Source organism: Caniella muris, from assembly GCF_943193035.1.
Taxonomy (GTDB): Bacteria; Actinomycetota; Coriobacteriia; order Coriobacteriales; family Atopobiaceae; genus Granulimonas; species Granulimonas faecalis.
In genome coordinates this window covers 386,986-404,057 of record NZ_CALPCK010000002.1, presented here as the reverse complement: position 1 = coordinate 404,057, position 17,072 = coordinate 386,986, and the positions used below count along the sequence as shown (strand labels likewise).

Below are 17,072 nucleotides of genomic sequence, written 5' to 3'. Positions count from 1 at the left end.
ACCGCCTTGGAGCCCGGGCGCGGTTGGGGTAGAACACGGGATGTCCTGGAACCGAGCATTCGCGCGTCCCCGCGGCGCGCCGGAAGGTAGGAATCGTGTCAGATACGGTCAGGTGGGGCGTCCTCGGCGCAGGGTCCATCGCCAGGAGGTTCGCCGCCTCCCTCGCGGGGGAGCCCCGGGGCACCCTCGTCGCGGCCAGCGGCCGCACACCCGCCCACGTGGAGGCCTTCGCCTCCGAGTTCCGCTGCGACGCCTGCGCGGACCACGACGCCCTGCTCGCCCGCGACGACGTGGACGCCGTCTACGTGGCGCTGCCGGCGTCCATGCACGCCGAGTGGTCCGTCAAGGCCCTCGAGGCCGGCAAGGCGGTGCTCTGCGAGAAGCCCGCGGCCCTCACCGCGGCAGAGTTCTCCCGGGTGGCCCAGGCGGCCGTGGACCACGACCGCCTCTACGTCGAGGCCATGAAGCCGCGCTTCACCCCGCTCTACCAGAAGGTCCGCGGCCTCGTCGCCGACGGCGCCATCGGCGAGGTGGGGTCCGTGGCCTTCACCCTCAGGCGCACCATCGAGCACGGCGACGGCCACTGGTACAACGACCCCGTGGGCGGCGGCGCGGCCCTCGACCTCGGCATCTACGGCGCCGCCTGGGCCGACGAGTACGCCGAGGGCGCCATCTCGGTCTCCGCGTGCTCCCACACCTACCGCGACGAGGTGGACCGCTCCGACCGCTGCGAGCTCACCCTGGGCGACGTGGCGTGCACGGTCGACGTCTCGGCCGACGCCGACGACGACTCCCGCATCACCATCTCCGGCAGCCTCGGCTCCGTCGAGGTGCTGGAGGTCACCCGCCCGGAGCACGCCGTGCTGCGCCGCGACGGCGCCGACGACGAGCTCGTCGAGTGCCCGCTGCCCGGCGACGACTTCTCGGCCGAGATCGCCTCGTTCACCGACTCCCTGCTCTCCGGCGCCCAGGAGAGCCCCGTCATGCCCCTGGCCGACTCCCTGCGCTGCGCCCGCATCGTGGACGCCGTGGCGTCGGGCTACGACCGCTACGCCGTGGCCGAGGCCCTGGGCGCCGAGCTCGGCGAGGACTGCGTGACCCTGGGCGAGCCCATGGCGGCCCACACGACCTTCCACCTGGGCGGCCCCGCCGACGTCTTCGTGACGCCGCGCGGCGCGGGCGGCCTCGCCTCCTGCCTCCGTGTGCTCCGCGAGCACGGCGCGCCCCACCTCGTCCTGGGCAAGGGGTCCGACCTGCTGGTCTCCGACGCCGGCTACCGCGGCGTCGTGGTGGACACGACCCGTGGCCTCGACGACGTCTCCCACGACGGCTGCCGCGTCACGTGCCAGGCCGGCGTCTCGCTCCCGGAGGCCTCCGAGATGGCGGCGGCCCTCTCCCTCACGGGCCTCGAGTTCGCCTGCGGCATCCCGGGCACCGTGGGCGGCGCCGTCTTCATGAACGCCGGCGCCTACGACGGCTGCATCGCCGACGTCCTCGAGTCGTGCGAGTGCATGTTCCCCGACGGCCACACCGAGACCGTCGCCGCCGCCGACCTCGCCCTCGGCTACCGCACGAGCCGCGTGCGCACCGACGGCCTCACGGTTGTGTCGGCCACGTTCCTGCTCGCCCCCGGCGACGCGGACGCGATCCGCTCCAAGATGGACGACCTCACCGAGCGCCGCGCGTCCAAGCAGCCCCTCGAGCTCGGCAGCGCCGGCTCCACCTTCAAGCGCCCCGAGGGACACTTCGCCGGCAAGCTCATCGGCGACGCCGGCCTCAAGGGCTACACCGTGGGCGGCGCCGCCGTGTCGGAGAAGCACGCGGGCTTCGTGGTGAACCTGGGCGGCGCCACCGCCGCCGACGTCGCCGCCGTCATCGCCCACGTGCGCGAGACCGTCCGCGAGCGCTTCGGCGTCGAGCTCGAGCCCGAGGTGCGGTTCGTGGGACCCTTCTCGTCATGAGCGCCCCGGTCCCCGTCTCCACCTGGCACGAGCTGCGCGCCCTCGTGGCCGAGGGCGGCTGCGCGGCGGCCCTCCCCGCGTCGGTCGTGGTCGACGGCCCCGTCCCCGTGGGCCCCGGCCGCAGCCTCGACGTCATGGGCTGCGCCACGTCGGTGCGCTTCGCGCCGGGCGTGTCGCAGATGTTCTCGGTGGCCGACGGGGGCCGCCTGCGCCTGGCCGGGTCTCTCCTCGTGACCCCGGGCACGGGCGCCGCGCCCCTCCTCTCGGTGGACGGCGGCGGCCGCCTCGACCTCGACTGCGCCCTCCTGGCGAGACCCGGCGCACCCGGGACGCCGGCGCCGTCGTCGTGCCTGGTCGACTGCCGCGGCACGGCCAACCTGGGCCCCTGCTCGGCCCTGGACGGCTGGGTCGCCGCGCCCTCCGAGGCCGAGCCCTCCCCCTGCGCGCTCCGGGTCTCCGGCCAGGGGGCCGTGGCGCGCATGGGCGGCGGCCGCGTCTCGGGTTGCACGAGCCTCGGCACCGAGGCCGCGCCGGGCGCGGCCGTCCAGGTGCTCGACGGCGCCTGCCTCCTCATCGAGGCGGGGTCGGTCCAGGACAACTGCCGCCAGGAGGGCGACGGCGTCCTCTACGGCGGCGGCGTCTATGTGGACAAGGCCACCCTCTCCATGACCGGCGGCTCCGTCGAGGGCAACCGCGCCGTGCACGGGGCCGGCGTCTACTGCGTGGGCCGCGGCCTCGTGGAGGTCTCCGGCGGGCGCATCGCCAACAACCGGGCCCTCCACCGCGGCGGCGGCCTCTACAGCACCGGCACCGTGCTGCTCGAGGGCGGCGACGTGGCCGACAACCGCGCGTCCTTCGGCGGCGGCGTCTTCAACGCCGGCACGCTCCACGAGCGCTCCGCCGTCGTCTCGGGCAACACCGCCGACTCCGGCGCCGGCGTCTACAACCGCGGCACCGCCTCCGTGGAGGGCGGCTCCATCGTGGGCAACGCCGCCGACGGCGTGCAGGGCTCGGGCGGGGGCGTCTACAACACCGGCAGGCTGGTCCTGGGCGAGGGCATCATCGCGGGCAACCGCGCCCTCTACACCGGAGGCGGCCTCTACAACACCCGCTCCGGCACCGTGGACGTGGACGGCGCGGGCCTCTCCAACAACCGCGCCCTCTACGGCGGCGGCATCTACAACGCCCGGGGCCGGGTGGCCATCGCCACCGGCGACATCGTGGACAACTGCGCCAACTCCACGCAGTTCGGCGGCGGCGGCATCTACAACACGGGCCTGCTCTCCTGCGACCGGGCCACCATCGTCCACAACGCCTCCCAGGGCATGGGCGGCGGCATCTACAACGTGGGCTCCGTTCGCCTGGGGGCCTCTGGCCTCTCCCACAACGCCGCCATGAGCGGCGGCGCCCTCTACAACCGAGGCTCGGCGGAGGCCGAGCGCGCCGTCATCGTCCACAACGCCGCGGGCGACATGGGCGGCGGCGTCGTGAACTCGGGCTCGCTCGAGCTCGCGGGCGGCACCGTGGCCCACAACTCCGCACGGCGCGGCGGGGGCATCCTCAACGCCGGCACCGCGAGCGTGGTGGGCGCCCTCGTGGGGCGCAACACCGCCGAGACGGCCAACGACTTCTACAACTACCTCGACGACGGGTCGCGGGGCACCTTCACCCTCGACGCCCCCGACGACGACCCCTCCCTGGCCGCCCTCGGCTGGTGCGAGGAGGGCGCTGCCGGCACGGCGTCGCGCTTCGTGCTCGACAGCGAGGAGCGCCGCCTCTCGGCCGCGCCGGTGTGGGAGGTGCGGTTCATGGCCGCCGACGGCTCGGACCCCGCCGTGACCCTGGTGGAGCCCGGCGCCGTGCTCGACCGCCCCGACGACGGGGGCACGGACTGGGTGGACGACGCGACGGGGCTGCTCTGGGACTTCGACGAGCCCGTGGAGCGCGACCTCACGCTCCTGGCCCTCGACCCCGACGTGGAGGGGGAGCTCGACGGCGCCGGGGCCGACGGCGACGGCGCGGCCCACCGGGACGCCGGCGACGACCCCGAGGGGGCCGGCGCCCCGGGCGATTCCGGCGCCGGGCCGCGGGCCGCGCCCGGGCCCCGCGGCGGCGGAAGGGGCGGCGCCATCACCGGCGCCATCGTCATCGCAGCGACCGCCGCCGGGCGCATCTCGGGGCGCATGCGCCGACGCGGCAGGACAGGCGGCCCCAAAGAGGGGTAAGCTCGTGGCGTCAGTTTCAGGGCGGGGTGGAAGTCCCCACTGGCGGTAACCCCCGAGGGGGAAGCCCGCGAACCGCGTGCGCGCGGCCGACCCGGTGAGAGTCCGGGGCCAACGGTCACAGTCCGGATGAAAGAAACGGAGTCGCCATGCCTGCGCAGCAGAACCGTCCCTCCTCCCATGCCACGTCCTCGTCCTCCGGCGGCTGGAACAGCCGGCGGGTGGCCGTCTCGGCGCTGTTCTGCGCCCTGGCCATCGTGGCGAGCTTCATCGAGATCCCCCTGTTCCCGCCGGCGCCCTACCTCAAGTACGACCCCTCCGGCATCGTGGGCCTCGTGGCGGGCCTGGCCTTCGGGCCGGCCGTGGGAAGCTGCGTCGCGGTGCTCCCCTGGGTGATCCACCTGTTCGTCGAGCCGTTCGGCGCCGTCATGGGCATGGCGTGCTCCCTCGCCGCCGTGCTCCCGGCGTCCCTCGTCTACCGCCGCCGCCACACCCGCGCGGGCGCCGCGGCCGGCCTCGCGCTGGGATCGGTCGTGGCCATAGTTGTGGCCGTGGCCGGCAACATCGTCATCACGCCCCTCTACAGCGGCGTGCCCGTGGACGCCGTCGTGGCGCTCATCGTACCGGTGCTCCTGCCGTTCAACCTCATCAAGGTCGTGCTCAACGACGTCGTGTGCTGGCTGGCCTACAAGCCGGTCTCCGACATGGTGGGCCGGTAGCGGTGGCACCCGCCACCGGGCGCGGCCCCGCCTGCTCCCTCAGGGGCGTGCGCTTCTCCTACGACGGGGGCGCCACCTGGGCCCTCGACGGCGTGGACCTCGACGTGGCCCCCGGCGAGCGCCTGTGCCTTTTGGGCGCCAACGGCTCCGGCAAGTCCACCCTGGCCCGGCTCGTGGCCGCCATCAGCGCGCCCGACGGGGGCACGGTGGAGCTCATGGGCCTGACCTGCTTCTCCGACGGCCGCCCCGACGGCGCCTCCTACGCGGAGGCCCGCTCCCGCATCTCCATGGTGTTCCAGAACCCCGAGGACCAGATCGTGACCACCCGGGTGGCCGACGACGTGGCCTTCGGGCCCGAGAACCTCGGGTGGCCGCCCGCGCGCATCGGCGCCGCGGTGGCCCGGGAGCTCGACCGCGTGGCCATGGCGGACCTCGCGGACGCGGACCCGACGCGCCTCTCCGGCGGCCAGCAGCAGCGCGTGGCCATCGCCGGGGCGCTCGCCATGGAGCCCGACCTCCTCGTGCTCGACGAGCCCGGCGCCCGCCTGGACGTGCGGGGGCGCCGGGGCGTGGCCCGGGTGCTCGACGGCCTCCGCGGCCGCACCGCCGTGGTCCATGTGACGCACTTCATGGAGGAGGCGGCCTCCGCCGACCGCGTGGTCGTGCTCGACCGCGGCCGCGTGGCCCTGGAGGGCTCCCCCGAGGAGGTGCTCGAGGACCCGTCCCTGGCCAGGCTCTCCCTCGAGGCCCCCTTCACGGTGCGGCTCGCCCGCGCCCTCGCCGAGCGCGGGCTGGACGTCCCCGCGACACTCGACGCCGGCCGCCTGGCCGACGCCGTGGCCCGGGAGGTGGGGAGATGAGCCTCGCCGCCCGGTCCCTCACCTTCCGCTACCCCGACGCCCCCTCCCCCGCCGTGGACGGCGTAGACCTCGAGGCGCGCGACGGCCGGGTGACCTGCCTGCTCGGCGCCACCGGGTCGGGCAAGTCCACCCTCCTGCGCGCCATGGCCGGCCTCGTGGCCCCGACCGGGGGCGAGGCCCACGTGGACGGGACGCCCACGTGGGTGCGCCGCGGCGTGCTGGGCCGCCCGCGCCGCCGGCCCGGCCTCCCCAGGGCCGTGGGCTACGTCATGCAGCGCCCCGAGCGCCAGCTCTTCGCGGCCACCGTCGCCGAGGACGCGGCCTTCGGGCCCCGGAACCTCGGCGCCACCGACGCCGAGGCCGCCGAGGCCGCCGAGGCCGCCCTCGGGTTCCTCGGCATCCGTCACCTGGCCGGCCGCTCGCCCTTCGAGCTCTCCGGCGGTCAGCAGCGCCTCGCCGCCATCGCCGGCGTCCTGGCCATGGACCCGGCCAACCTCGTGCTCGACGAGCCCATGGCCGCCCTCGACCCCGAGGGGCGCGCCATCGTGCGCGACGCCGTGGCCCGCCTCGCCTCGCGGCGCGGGGCCGTGCTGCTCGTGACCCACGACATGGACGACGCCGCCTCGCTGGCGGCGTCCGTGGCCGTGCTCGACCGCGGGCGCGTGGCGCTCTCCGGCACGCCGGAGGAGGTCTTCTCCCGGGCGGGCGAGCTCCGGCGCCTGGGCCTCGGGCTCCCGAGCGCCCTGGAGGCCGCGCACCTCCTCAGGGAGCGCCGCGGCGTCGACGTGGGAGAGCCGCTCACCCTCGACGCCCTGGCGGACGCCCTCGCGGCCCTTGCCCGCGGCCCGAGAGAGGGGGCGTGACCCGTGGCGGCATCCATCGGCCGGTACGTGCCCGGCTCCTCCCCGCTCCACCGCGCCGACCCGCGCGTCAAGACCCTGGCCGTCGCCGTCGCCATGGCCGCCACGTTCCTGGTGGCCACGCCGGCCCAGGCGCTCCTGGCCCTGGGCGCGTTCCTCGGCCTGTGCGCCATGGCCCGGACGTCGCCCCTCCGGTGCCTGCGCACCTGCCTGCCCGTGGTGGCGGCGCTCGTGCTCGTCTCGTGCCTCAACCTCCTGGTGACCCGCACGGGGCCCGTGGTGTGGTCCCTGGGGCCGCTCTCCGTCACGGAGGGGGGCGTCGACTGGGCGGCCCTCTACTCGGTGCGCCTGACGCTGCTCGTGCTCACGGGCTCGCTCCTGCTCTCCACCACCACGCCCACGGAGCTCACCGGCGCCTTCTCGAGCCTGCTCTCCCCGCTCGCCCGCCTCGGCGTTCCGGTGGGGCCCCTCGCCCTCGTGCTCTCCCTGGCCCTTCGCTTCGTCCCCACCCTCGGCGACGAGCTCGAGGGCGTCCGCGAGGCCCAGGAGGCCCGCGGCGGCGACCTCGGGCGCGGCGGCCCCGTGCGGCGCGTGCGCGCCCTCGCGAGCGTGCTCGTCCCGGCCCTCACCGGGGCGCTCCGCCACGCCCAGGGGCTCTCCCTCGCCCTGGAGGCCCGCGGCTACGACCCGACGCGCCCCCGCACCGTTTGGAGGCGGCCCAAGGTCCGTGGAGCCGACGTGGCCTTGGCGGTCGCCTGCGCCGTCTACCTCGCCGTACTGCTGGCGGCGGGGCGGCTCGGTTAGACGCCTCGGCATCCGTGGACTACACTGGGATGGTTTTGACCCTCAAAACCGACTGAAAAAGTCCTCGCCCGTGGTACGACGTGCACGCAGATCGAACGGAGCCGCAATGTCGCAGACCATCCGAGAGGGGCGCCCCGACGCCGCCCCCCGCGGGGAAGCCCCCGCCCCCCACACCCCCCTCCGCGGCCTCTCCCGCCGCGGCTTCCTCCGGGTCGCCTGCGGCCTCGGCCTCGCCGCCCTCGCGACCCCCGTCACCGGCGCCCTCGCCCGGCCGTCGGCCTCCCAGTCGACCCTCGACGCCCTCGCCGACGCCCAGGCCCAGCTCGACGCCGCCCAGGCCGAGCTCGACCGCCTCGGCGACGAGTACGAGAGTCTCGCCGCCCAGCTCTCCGAGACCATGGGCAAGATCGAGGACGTCAACGGCCAGATCGCCGACACCGAGGCGGAGATCGAGAAGAAGGAGCGGGAGCTCGAGGAGAAGAAGGAGCTCCTCGCCGCCCGCGTGAACGCCAACTACAAGGCCGGCGACACCAACTTCCTCGAGGTCCTCATGGCCTCCTCGAGCTTCGAGGAGCTCACGAGCAACATCTACTACATGAACAAGGTCACCCAGGCGGACGTCGCCCTCATCGACGAGGTGACCACGGCCAAGCAGGCCCTCGACAACACCAAGGCCCAGCTGGAGGCCCAGAAGGCCCAGCTGGAGGACCTCAAGGCCTCCCAGGCCTCCGACCTCGAGGCCATGCAGGCCAAGCAGGTGGAGACCCAGAACATGCTCGCCGGCCTCTCCTCCGAGGTCCAGGAGCTCATGGCCCAGCGCGACGCCGAGATCATGGCGTCGGCCAAGGCCGAGCAGGAGGAGCGCGAGCGCGCCGAGGCCGCCCGCGCCGCCGCGGCCGCGTCGAGCTCCCAGGCGGCCAGCGCCAGCGCGGCCCTCGCGGGCTCCGGCGGCTCGGCCTCCGGCAAGGGCGCGGCCATCGTGGCCGCCTGCGGCCGCGTCCCCTCCCCGGGCGCCGGCTACTGCGCCATGTGGGTGAGCCAGGTCTACCAGGCCGCCGGCTGCGGCTACCCCGGCGGCAACGCCGTGGACCAGTACTACTCGTTCTGCACGAGCTCCAACCGCTCCGCCATCCAGCCCGGCATGCTCGTGGCCGTGCCCTCCCACCCCCACACCGTGGCGGGCCGCATCTACGGCCACGTGGGCATCTACGTCGGAGGCGGCATGGTCATGGACAACATCGGCTACATCCGCACCATCGGCCTCGACTCCTGGATCTCCTACTACCAGGCCGGCGGCGTCACGGCCCGCTGGGGCTTCGCCTAGGCCGGCGGCACCCGCCCCCGCCGTGCCCGGCGTTGGCGAGCCTACGGTTTTCTCCCGCAAATGGGCCGGTCTCCCACGGGGGGCCGGCCCGTTCGTCTTATGGTGGGGTTCCCATCCCTGTTCCCGTTGCGAGGAGAACTCATGGACCCCAAGAAGCCTGAGGACACCTGCGTCCTCGTCACCGGAGGCGCCGGCTTCATCGGCAGCCACACCGTCGTCGACCTGCTCGAGAACGGCTACCGCGTCGTGATCGTGGACGACCTCTCCAACTCCAGCCCCCGCGTCCTCGACCGCATCCACGAGATCGTGGGCGACGAGGCCTTCTCCCGCTGCACCTTCCACGAGGTGGACATCTGCGACCGTGCCGCCCTCGAGGAGGTCTTCGCGCGCCACGACGTGGACCGCGTGATCCACTTCGCCGGCTTCAAGGCCGTCGGCGAGTCCGTCGAGAAGCCGCTCGAGTACTACAGCAACAACATCGGCGGCACCCTCACCCTCTGCGAGGTCATGCGCGAGGCCGGCTGCAAGGCCATCATCTTCTCCAGCTCGGCCACCGTCTACGGCGACCCCGACTCCCTGCCCCTCACCGAGGACTCCCCCAAGAAGCCGGCCACCAACCCCTACGGCTGGACCAAGTGGATGATCGAGCAGGTCCTCACCGACCTCACCGTGGCCGACCCCGAGTGGGACGTCGTGCTCCTCCGCTACTTCAACCCCATCGGCGCCCACCCCTCCGGCCTCATCGGCGAGGACCCCAAGGGCATCCCCAACAACCTCGTGCCCTACGTGGCCCAGACCGCCGTGGGCAAGCGCGAGGCCGTCCACGTCTTCGGCGACGACTACGCCACCCCCGACGGCACCGGCGTGCGCGACTACATCCACGTGTGCGACCTGGCCGCCGGCCACGTGGCCGCCCTCGCCTGGATGAACGGGCGCACCGGCGTCGAGGTGTTCAACCTGGGCACCGGCGTGGGCTCCTCCGTGCTCGACGTCGTCAAGTGCTTCTCCGAGGCCTGCGGCCACGAGATCCCCTACGTCGTGGAGGCCCGCCGTGCCGGCGACGTCGCCGAGAACTACGCCGACTGCGCCAAGGCCGAGCGCGAGATGGGCTGGAAGGCCCGGTACGACCTCGCCGACATGTGCCGCGACTCCTGGAACTGGCAGTCCAAGAACCCCGACGGGCTCGGTGCCTGACGTGGCGCCCGCCTCCCCGTCCGCGGCCGTGCCCCAGGCGTTCCCCGACTACGTGGCCGCGCGCCGCGACGCCGTCGACGCCGAGCTCGCGGCCGCCTACGCGCTCGTCCCCACCGACGACCTGCGCCGCTACCTCTACCGCCCCCTCCAGGACTTCTCGGCCCACGGCGGCAAGCGCATCCGCCCGGCCCTCGTGCTCATGGGCTGCGCCGTCACCGGCGGCGACGAGTCGGCGGCCATGCCCGTGGCGGCGGCCGTGGAGCACTTCCAGAGCGCGGCGCTCATCCACGACGACATCGCCGACGAGTCCGAGACCCGCCGCGGCGTCCCCTGCCTGCACCGCTCCGAGGGGGAGGGGCTGGCGATCAACGCCGGCGACCTCTCCCTCGTGGAGAGCTTCGCCTGCGTGGCCGACGACACGCGCGTGCCCGCCGCCTGCCGCCACGCCGTCATGGTGGAGCTCTGCGAGATGATGATGCGCACCGTCGAGGGCCAGGCCCTCGACCTCGGCTGGGCCCGCGACGGCCGCTGGGACGTGACCTGCGAGGACTACCTGGCCATGGCCACCCTCAAGACGGCGCACTACTCGGCCGCCTCGCCGCTGGCCCTGGGCGCCATGGTGGCCGGGGCAACGTCGGCCCAGGTGGACGCCCTGCGCTCCTTCGGCCTCGACGCCGGGCTCGCCTTCCAGATCCAGGACGACGTCCTCAACGTCGTCGGCGACCCCGCCGCCCAGGGCAAGGACTTCCGGAGCGACATCACCGAGGGCAAGCGCACCCTCATGGTCTGCTGGGCCCTGGGGCACGGCACGGCCGAGCAGGCCGCCGAGCTCCGGCGGATCCTCGAGTCGGGCACATCCGACCCCGCGGGGCTCTCCCGCGCCGTCTCCATCCTCGAGGCCACCGGCGCCGTGGACCACGCCCGCGCCTACGCCGCGGACCTCGCGGACCGCGCCGTCACGCGCCTCGAGGACGTGGGGCTCGTGCCCGGCGAGGCCCTCGACGCCCTCCTGGCCATGCCCTCGTTCTTCGTCTCCCGCACCGCCTGACACCGCCCGGCCCGCCCGGGCACCGCACCACGCACCGCCTGTACAAAAAGGAGCACCATGGATCCAATCAAGGAAGGGATGGACGGCATCGCCGTGGAGGACGTGCAGGACCGTCTCGTCTCCCTCGGCTACGCCATCGCCCCCGACGAGCGCGACGCCGAGCGCTTCGGCCCCTCCACGGCCGAGGCGGTCCTGGCCTTCCGCCGCGCCCACGGCCTCGAGGCCGGGCGCGACGTCGACGCCACCATGTGGTCGTCCCTCGTGGACGAGGGCTACCACATGGGCGACCGCACCCTCTACCTGCGCCTGCCCAACTTCAAGGGCAACGACGTCCGCACCATGCAGAACGCGCTGTCCATCCTCGGCTTCTCCTGCGGGGAGATCGACGGATGCTTCGGCGCCCACACCGAGGCAGCCGTCAAGCAGTTCCAGGACAACGTGGGCATGCTGGCCGACGGCATGTGCTTCCAGGACACGTTCCAGGCCATCTGGCGCCTCTACCACGTGTGGGGCGGCAAGGAGGCCCAGGGCCCGGTGCCCCAGGCGGGCATCGGCTTCGCCCGGGCGGCCTCCGTGCTCGAGGACAACGACCTGGCCCTGTTCGCCGACGGGCCCATCGCCCGCACGGTGGCCGGCCGCATCTGGAACCTCGCGAGCGCCACGAGCGAGGACTCCGGCCTCGCCCTCTACAACGGCCTCGACGAGGTGCCCGGGGACGTGACCGCCATCCTCGAGCTCGTCTGCGACGACCCGGAGGCCCAGCCGGGCGTGACCTCCGTGCACATGGACCGCTGCGGCGACGACCTCCCGCGGCGCCTGCGCACCTCCCTGGCCGCCAGCCGGCACCGCCCGCCCTACGTGCGCATCCAGCTGCCGGCCGACGCCAACGAGTACGACGGCAGCTTCACGAGCAACCGTGCCCAGATGATCGCGAGCGTGATCCTGGACGCCGTCTGCGCCGCCTTCGACGAGGCGTAGAGAACCCGGCATCGGGAGAAAAAGGCGGCCGCATCCCACACGGGATGCGGCCGCCCTGCGTTGAGCCGAATGCCCCCTTCCGCCTTTGCCGCCAGGCCGGCCAAACAAATAGTGGCAATTATTTTTCAAGCAAGCTGATAATACGCGTTGACAGCCCCCCCCCATCGCTTATCTTGCTATAAGAGTTCTGAAAAACTCCAGTCAAATTGACGACTGTTTTATTTCGTCGTCACATACCTATCGGGGGGGTACCATGAAAATAGCCGGTAAAGACATTAATAACAAAATTATAATCATAGCAGCGGTTCTTCTCGTCGCCGCTGTCGGATTGGGAGGAAAGGGCGAAACCTCCCCAGCACCCAAAGCATCGGAAAGCCCGACAAGCCAGAGCGCCACCACTGTCGAAAACGTCGACGCTGACAAGGGGGAAGCAGAACCCGCAACCCCGAAAGTCGACAAAAAGACGTTGGAGGGTACGGTGACCAACGCCACCGGCCTTACCAACGAAGGCTACACCGACGAAAGCTGGTCTGCCTTCCAAACAGCACTGGAGAGCGCCCAGGCCACCGTCTTGGACGAAACCGCCACACAGGACCAGGTCGACCAGGCAAGGACCGCCCTTACAGATGCCATTTCCGCACTGGAGGAAAAGCCGAAGAGCCCCGAAGACTACCAGTCAATCCCCTACGACGACCTCGCTCGTGACCCCGACTCCTACACCGGTCATGATATCAAGATCACAGGAAAGGTCTTGCAAGTTGTCGAAGGCGACACCGAGACGAATCTTCGTGTGGCCACTGATGGAAACTACGATGACGTCGTAATGGTCGGCTTCGACCCCGCCATTCTCGATGGAAAACGCGTCCTAGAGGATGACACTGTGACTGTCTGTGGAACCTATATCGGAATTTACAAGTATCAGTCCACCCTCGGAGCCACCATAAGTGTTCCCGGCCTCTATGGGGAGCTCGTCACCGTCAACTAGGCACTTCATCCCGTATCGAAAACGAGGGCGCCCCGCCAGCCGGCGGGGCGCCCTCGTTCCAGACTGTGGCAGGCCATAAGGGTCAACACCGCAATCCTATGACCCTCTCCCCCGCCTTGACGGGGCCCGGGGCCGCCGGCGTGACGGCGCCGTACTCGGCGGAGTTGGAGACGAGCACCATCACCTCGTCGGAATGGCCGGCCGCCGCGATGGCGTCGGGGTCGAACCCCAGCAGCGGCTGCCCCGCCCTCACGGCATCGCCCTGGGAGACGTAGGCCGTGAAGCCCTCCCCCTCCATGGCCACGGTGTCCACGCCGACGTGCACAAGGACCTCCGTACCGTCTGCCGTCTCGAGCCCGACGGCGTGGCCGGAGCCCACCAGGGCGGCCACAATGCCGTCCACGGGCGAGAAGACCGTCCGCCCGCTCGGCCTCACGGCGAGCCCCTGCCCCAGGAGCCCCTGGGAGAACGCGTCGTCGGGGACGTCCGCGAGAGCGACCGCCTCACCGTCGACCGGCGAGAGCACAGTCAGGGGCTCCCAGTGGCACGGCACCGCGTCGGGCCTCGCCGGCCCTTTCTTGAACCTGTCAAAGAGACCCATGGCCTCTCCTCTCTGAAAAATGGGGTGCCCGCCCCGCAGGACGGGCACCCGGACGGTCGTTACGCCAGCTTCTCGTCCTTCTTGCAGAAGGCGTACCCGAGCACCGCCCCGAGCACGGTGGAGATGCCGAGGCCGATCATGGCGTTCACGAAGTTCATCATGTCGGCCGAGATGAAGGCGGGGAAGGTCACCACGGAGCCGAACACGAAGGCGGTGGTGTGCACCTGCAGGAGGCCGAGGACCGCGCCACCCACGGCGCCCGCGACGATCTGGGCCAGGAAGAGACGCTTGTTCTTCACGAGCAGGCCGAAGAGCGTGGGCTCGATGATGGCGGAGAGCACGATGGTGATCACGCCGGTGAGGGAGAAGCTCTTCACGTCGCGGTCCTTGGCCTTGAGGAAGACGCCGAGGGCGACGCCGATGACGGCGAAGTTGCAGGCGAAGGTCATGGGGCAGATGTAGTCCATGCCGTTCTGCGCGATGTTGTTGATCATGATGGGGTTCACGGCCCAGTGCATGCCCACGGAGACGAGCACCGACCAGCCGCCGCCCACCACGGCGCCGGCGACCATGCCGGACACGCCGAGGAGCCAGTTGACGCCCGCGGCGATGAGCTCGCCGCCGTACACGCCGATGGGGCCGATCACGATCATGGTCAGGGGGACCATCACGACGAGCGACACGAGGGGCGTGACGACGAGCTGCAGGTCCTCCGGCACCTTGGAGTCGAGGAGCTTGAAGAGGTGGCTGTAGACCCAGATGGCCAGGATGATGGGGATGACGGTGGAGCTGTAGTTCATGAGCACGACGGGGATGCCGAAGAAGTCGCCCATGGCGCCGTTGCCCACGTCGCCCATGAGGCCCAGGAAGTCCGGGTAGATGAGGGCCGCGCCGATGAGGGCCGAGATGTAGGGGTTGGCGCCGAAGCGCTTGGCCGCGCTCACGGCGAGGAGCACCGGGAGGAAGTAGAACACGGCCATCGACGCGGAGTAGAGGATCGTGTAGGTGCTCGAGCCCTCCGCTATCCACCCCAGCTGGGTGCACAGGATCAGGAGGCCGCGGAGCACGCCGGAGCCGGCCAGGGGGGCCAGAAGCGGCGAGAAGATCGCCGAGATGGCGCTGAAGACCTTGGTGACGGGGCTGCCCCCCTCGTCGACGGCGACGGCCGTCTCGGCGGCGCTGCCCGACACCAGCGGCTGGAACCGCTCGTAGAGCTTGGGCACGTTGATACCCACGAGGATCTGGTACTGGCCCGAACCGTGGGCCACGTTCGGGATGCCGTCGAGGGCGCGGATGGCGTCGTCGTCGGCAAGGGACTCGTCCTTGAGGATGAGGCGCAGACGCGTGGCGCAGTGGGAGACGTTCGCGACGTTCTCGGGGCCGCCGACGTACTCGAGGATCCTCTCGGCCGTCTCTTTGTAGTCCATCGTGATTCCTCTCTCGGGTTCTCTGTGGCTCAGTTCATGAAGGCGTCGAGCACGAGGCGGCTCACGCCCACACCGTCGTTGGCGTCCACGGCGGCCTGGATGCGGTCGAGGCCCAGGCGGTCGATGGTCTCGTCGATGCGACGCACCATGGCGACGTTGGCCGCGCACTCGGCTGCCGCGCGCTCGCGCTTGGGGAAGGTGTCGAAGTAGACGGCGTGGTCGAAGCCGTGCTTCTTCACGTAGTAGAGGAACTCGAGGGTCTGGGGCAGGGTGACGGTGCCCACCATGAGGCCGTCGTCGAAGCGCCCGTAGCCGTCGTTGAGGTGGACGCCGAAGAGGCGCCCCCTGGAGCCGAGGATGTCGGCGCCGTAGGCGGGGTTGTCATGCTTCATGAGCATGTGGCAGTAGTCGAGGGTGGCGCCGATGTTGGGGCGGTCGATCTCGTCGATCATGGCGAGCACGAGCCCGAAGCTGTCGATGAGGGCGAAGGAGCGCTCCTCGAAGGGCTTGTACTCGATGGAGAAGAGCATGTCGGGGGCGTAGTCGCAGAGCTCGCGGAAGGCCGAGGCGACGGCGTCCCACATGCGGCGGTAGTCGGCCTGGAAGGGGTAGTCGAAGCCGTCGAAGCCCAGCCAGAGGGTGACCACCCTGCCGCCGATGGCACGGCAGTAGTCGGTGCCCTCCTTGGCGAGGGCGAGGGCGTCGGCGGCGACCGCGGGGTCGGCGTTGCCGAACTCGCCGTTGAGGAAGTGCCCGCGGAAGCGCACGGCGACGCCGTTGGCCTCGAGCCCGTTGGCGTCGAGCATGGCCTTGAGGTCGGCCGCGGGCAGGCCCTCCACATGCTCGGGGTAGTTGAAGTCGCAGTGGGTGAGGCCGAGTCCCGAGAACTCCTGGAGCACGGAGGCGAGGTCGCCGTCCCCCTCCGAGAGGAACGAGTTGATGCGGGTGGCCAGTTTCATGGGGCGTCTCCTTCTCTTCCGTCAGTTCCTGTCAACCACGTTCATTTGCGGTCGTTGAGAAGGACTATACCGTCACAAAATGTCACTCAGAGTTGGAAACTGTCATTTCTTGTCACTCAAGGTCATTCCATGGGATGAACGGTAGATAATCTCCCGCGAACGGTAGATTTCTTTCATGGACGGTCATGTACAGTCATAGACAGTCGACCACCGGGCCGAGAAGGCCCCATCGGGAACACGAGGGCCCATGATTCCCTACAAGCGCCAGCAGACCATCCTCGACCTCCTCTCCCAGGAGGAGGTCGTGCGCTTCTCCGACATACAGGAGCTCCTGCCCGAGGTGTCGGAGTCGACGCTCCGGCGCGACGTGCGCGAGCTCGAGGCGGACGGCAGGCTCCAGCGCCTGAGCGGCGGCGCCGTGAAGGCCGCCGGCGGCCCCCGCGAGACGCCCATCAGCGTCAAGGCGGCCATCCACGTGGGCGAGAAGCGCGCCATCGCGGCGGCGGCCGCCGCCCTCGTGGAGGACGGCGAGACGGTCTACGTGGACTCCGGCTCCACCTGCTCGGCCCTGCTCGCCCTCCTCATGGCGAGGCCGGTCACGGTGGTCACCACCAACGCCGACGCGTTCTCCCTCGCAGGCGCCGACCCCTGCGCCACCCTCGTGATGCTGGGCGGTATCCTGAGCCCCGACCTCTCCTCCGTATACGGCCCCATGACCGAGGAGAACGTCGGGCGCTTCGTGTTCGACCGGGCGTTCCTGGGGGCCAACGGAGTCGACGTCAGGTTCGGGGTCACCACGCCGAGCATGCAGGAGTCCAACAAGAAGCAGGTGGTGGCCGAGCACGCCAAGGAGACCTACGTGCTCGCCGACTCCTCCAAGTTCGGGGAGGTCCTGAACGTCAGGGTGCTCCCGCTGGACCGCGTCACGGTCGTCTCCGACCGCAGCGACCCCGCGGTCGCCGCCGAGACGCGCGTCATCACCGCCTGAGCCTCCGGCACCGCCGACGATACGTGCATGAAAAAGGCCGCCGGCTGCTGCCGGGCGGCCTGCCGCGCGCTGGCGGGGGCAGAGGGATTCGAACCCCCATAACTGGTACCAAAAACCAGGGTCCTGACCGTTGGACGATGCC

General features: G+C 71.4%; 15 protein-coding genes and 1 riboswitch. Of the genes, 12 read left to right on the top strand and 3 right to left on the bottom strand.

Going from position 1 to position 17,072, the window contains the following annotated elements:
• Positions 1–95 precede the first annotated feature (95 nt).
• The 11 genes from murB (at position 96) to NFR49_RS08860 (ending at position 12,955) form a co-directional block, all read left to right on the top strand.
• Positions 96–1,961, top strand: coding sequence for a UDP-N-acetylmuramate dehydrogenase (gene murB / locus NFR49_RS10200; RefSeq protein WP_338032534.1), 1,866 nt, complete (start codon positions 96–98; stop codon positions 1,959–1,961).
• The gene (locus NFR49_RS08905; protein ID WP_251159243.1) at positions 1,958–4,186 is read left to right on the top strand and encodes an autotransporter outer membrane beta-barrel domain-containing protein; all 2,229 of its coding nucleotides are present in this window, start codon (positions 1,958–1,960) and stop codon (positions 4,184–4,186) included. The genes murB and NFR49_RS08905 overlap by 4 nt, the downstream gene beginning before the upstream one ends.
• An 8-nt stretch (positions 4,187–4,194) precedes the next feature.
• A riboswitch (FMN riboswitch) is annotated at positions 4,195–4,328 on the top strand.
• A 4-nt stretch (positions 4,329–4,332) separates the two neighbouring features.
• Positions 4,333–4,902, top strand: coding sequence for an ECF transporter S component (locus NFR49_RS08900; protein ID WP_251159242.1), 570 nt, complete (start codon positions 4,333–4,335; stop codon positions 4,900–4,902).
• Positions 4,903–4,904: 2 nt separating this feature from the next.
• Positions 4,905–5,762, top strand: a complete 858-nt coding sequence (locus NFR49_RS08895; RefSeq protein ID WP_251159241.1) for an ATP-binding cassette domain-containing protein — start codon at positions 4,905–4,907, stop codon at positions 5,760–5,762.
• Complete coding sequence (locus NFR49_RS08890) at positions 5,759–6,625, top strand: energy-coupling factor ABC transporter ATP-binding protein (RefSeq protein WP_251159240.1); 867 nt, start codon at positions 5,759–5,761, stop codon at positions 6,623–6,625. Before NFR49_RS08895 ends, NFR49_RS08890 begins: the two co-directional genes overlap by 4 nt.
• Before the next feature lie 3 nt (positions 6,626–6,628).
• Positions 6,629–7,426 (top strand): energy-coupling factor transporter transmembrane component T family protein, encoded by a 798-nt coding sequence (locus NFR49_RS08885; protein ID WP_251159239.1) that lies wholly within the window; start codon positions 6,629–6,631, stop codon positions 7,424–7,426.
• Positions 7,427–7,532: 106 nt separating this feature from the next.
• Positions 7,533–8,750 (top strand): coiled-coil domain-containing protein, encoded by a 1,218-nt coding sequence (locus NFR49_RS08880; RefSeq protein WP_251159238.1) that lies wholly within the window; start codon positions 7,533–7,535, stop codon positions 8,748–8,750.
• 141 nt (positions 8,751–8,891) lie between these two features.
• Positions 8,892–9,944 carry a UDP-glucose 4-epimerase GalE gene (galE, locus tag NFR49_RS08875; protein ID WP_251159237.1) on the top strand — a complete coding sequence of 351 codons (1,053 nt, stop codon included), beginning with the start codon at positions 8,892–8,894 and terminating at the stop codon, positions 9,942–9,944.
• Positions 9,937–10,992 carry a polyprenyl synthetase family protein gene (locus NFR49_RS08870; protein WP_251159236.1) on the top strand — a complete coding sequence of 352 codons (1,056 nt, stop codon included), beginning with the start codon at positions 9,937–9,939 and terminating at the stop codon, positions 10,990–10,992. The genes galE and NFR49_RS08870 overlap by 8 nt, the downstream gene beginning before the upstream one ends.
• 57 nt (positions 10,993–11,049) lie before the next feature.
• Positions 11,050–11,970, top strand: a complete 921-nt coding sequence (locus tag NFR49_RS08865) for a peptidoglycan-binding domain-containing protein (protein WP_251159235.1) — start codon at positions 11,050–11,052, stop codon at positions 11,968–11,970.
• 253 nt (positions 11,971–12,223) lie between these two features.
• A complete protein-coding gene (locus NFR49_RS08860) occupies positions 12,224–12,955 on the top strand; it encodes an FIVAR domain-containing protein (protein ID WP_251159234.1) in 732 nt (243 codons plus the stop codon).
• A gap of 82 nt (positions 12,956–13,037) precedes the next feature.
• On the opposite strand, the gene NFR49_RS08855 is transcribed toward NFR49_RS08860, so the two are convergent.
• From NFR49_RS08855 to NFR49_RS08845, 3 genes are read right to left on the bottom strand one after another with little or no spacing between them, the layout of a single operon-like run.
• Positions 13,038–13,556 (bottom strand): PTS sugar transporter subunit IIA, encoded by a 519-nt coding sequence (locus NFR49_RS08855; RefSeq protein WP_251159233.1) that lies wholly within the window; start codon positions 13,554–13,556, stop codon positions 13,038–13,040.
• A 59-nt stretch (positions 13,557–13,615) separates the two neighbouring features.
• Complete coding sequence (locus NFR49_RS08850; RefSeq protein WP_251159232.1) at positions 13,616–14,983, bottom strand: PTS transporter subunit EIIC; 1,368 nt, start codon at positions 14,981–14,983, stop codon at positions 13,616–13,618.
• Positions 14,984–15,012: 29 nt separating this feature from the next.
• Positions 15,013–15,942: a sugar phosphate isomerase/epimerase family protein gene (locus NFR49_RS08845; RefSeq protein ID WP_251159231.1), complete on the bottom strand. Its 930-nt coding sequence runs from the start codon at positions 15,940–15,942 to the stop codon at positions 15,013–15,015.
• A 247-nt stretch (positions 15,943–16,189) separates the two neighbouring features.
• Here NFR49_RS08845 and NFR49_RS08840 point away from each other — a divergent pair, with 247 nt between their 5' ends.
• Entirely contained in the window at positions 16,190–16,930 is a 741-nt protein-coding gene (locus NFR49_RS08840; RefSeq protein WP_135978702.1) for a DeoR/GlpR family DNA-binding transcription regulator, read from the top strand.
• Positions 16,931–17,072 lie beyond the last annotated feature (142 nt).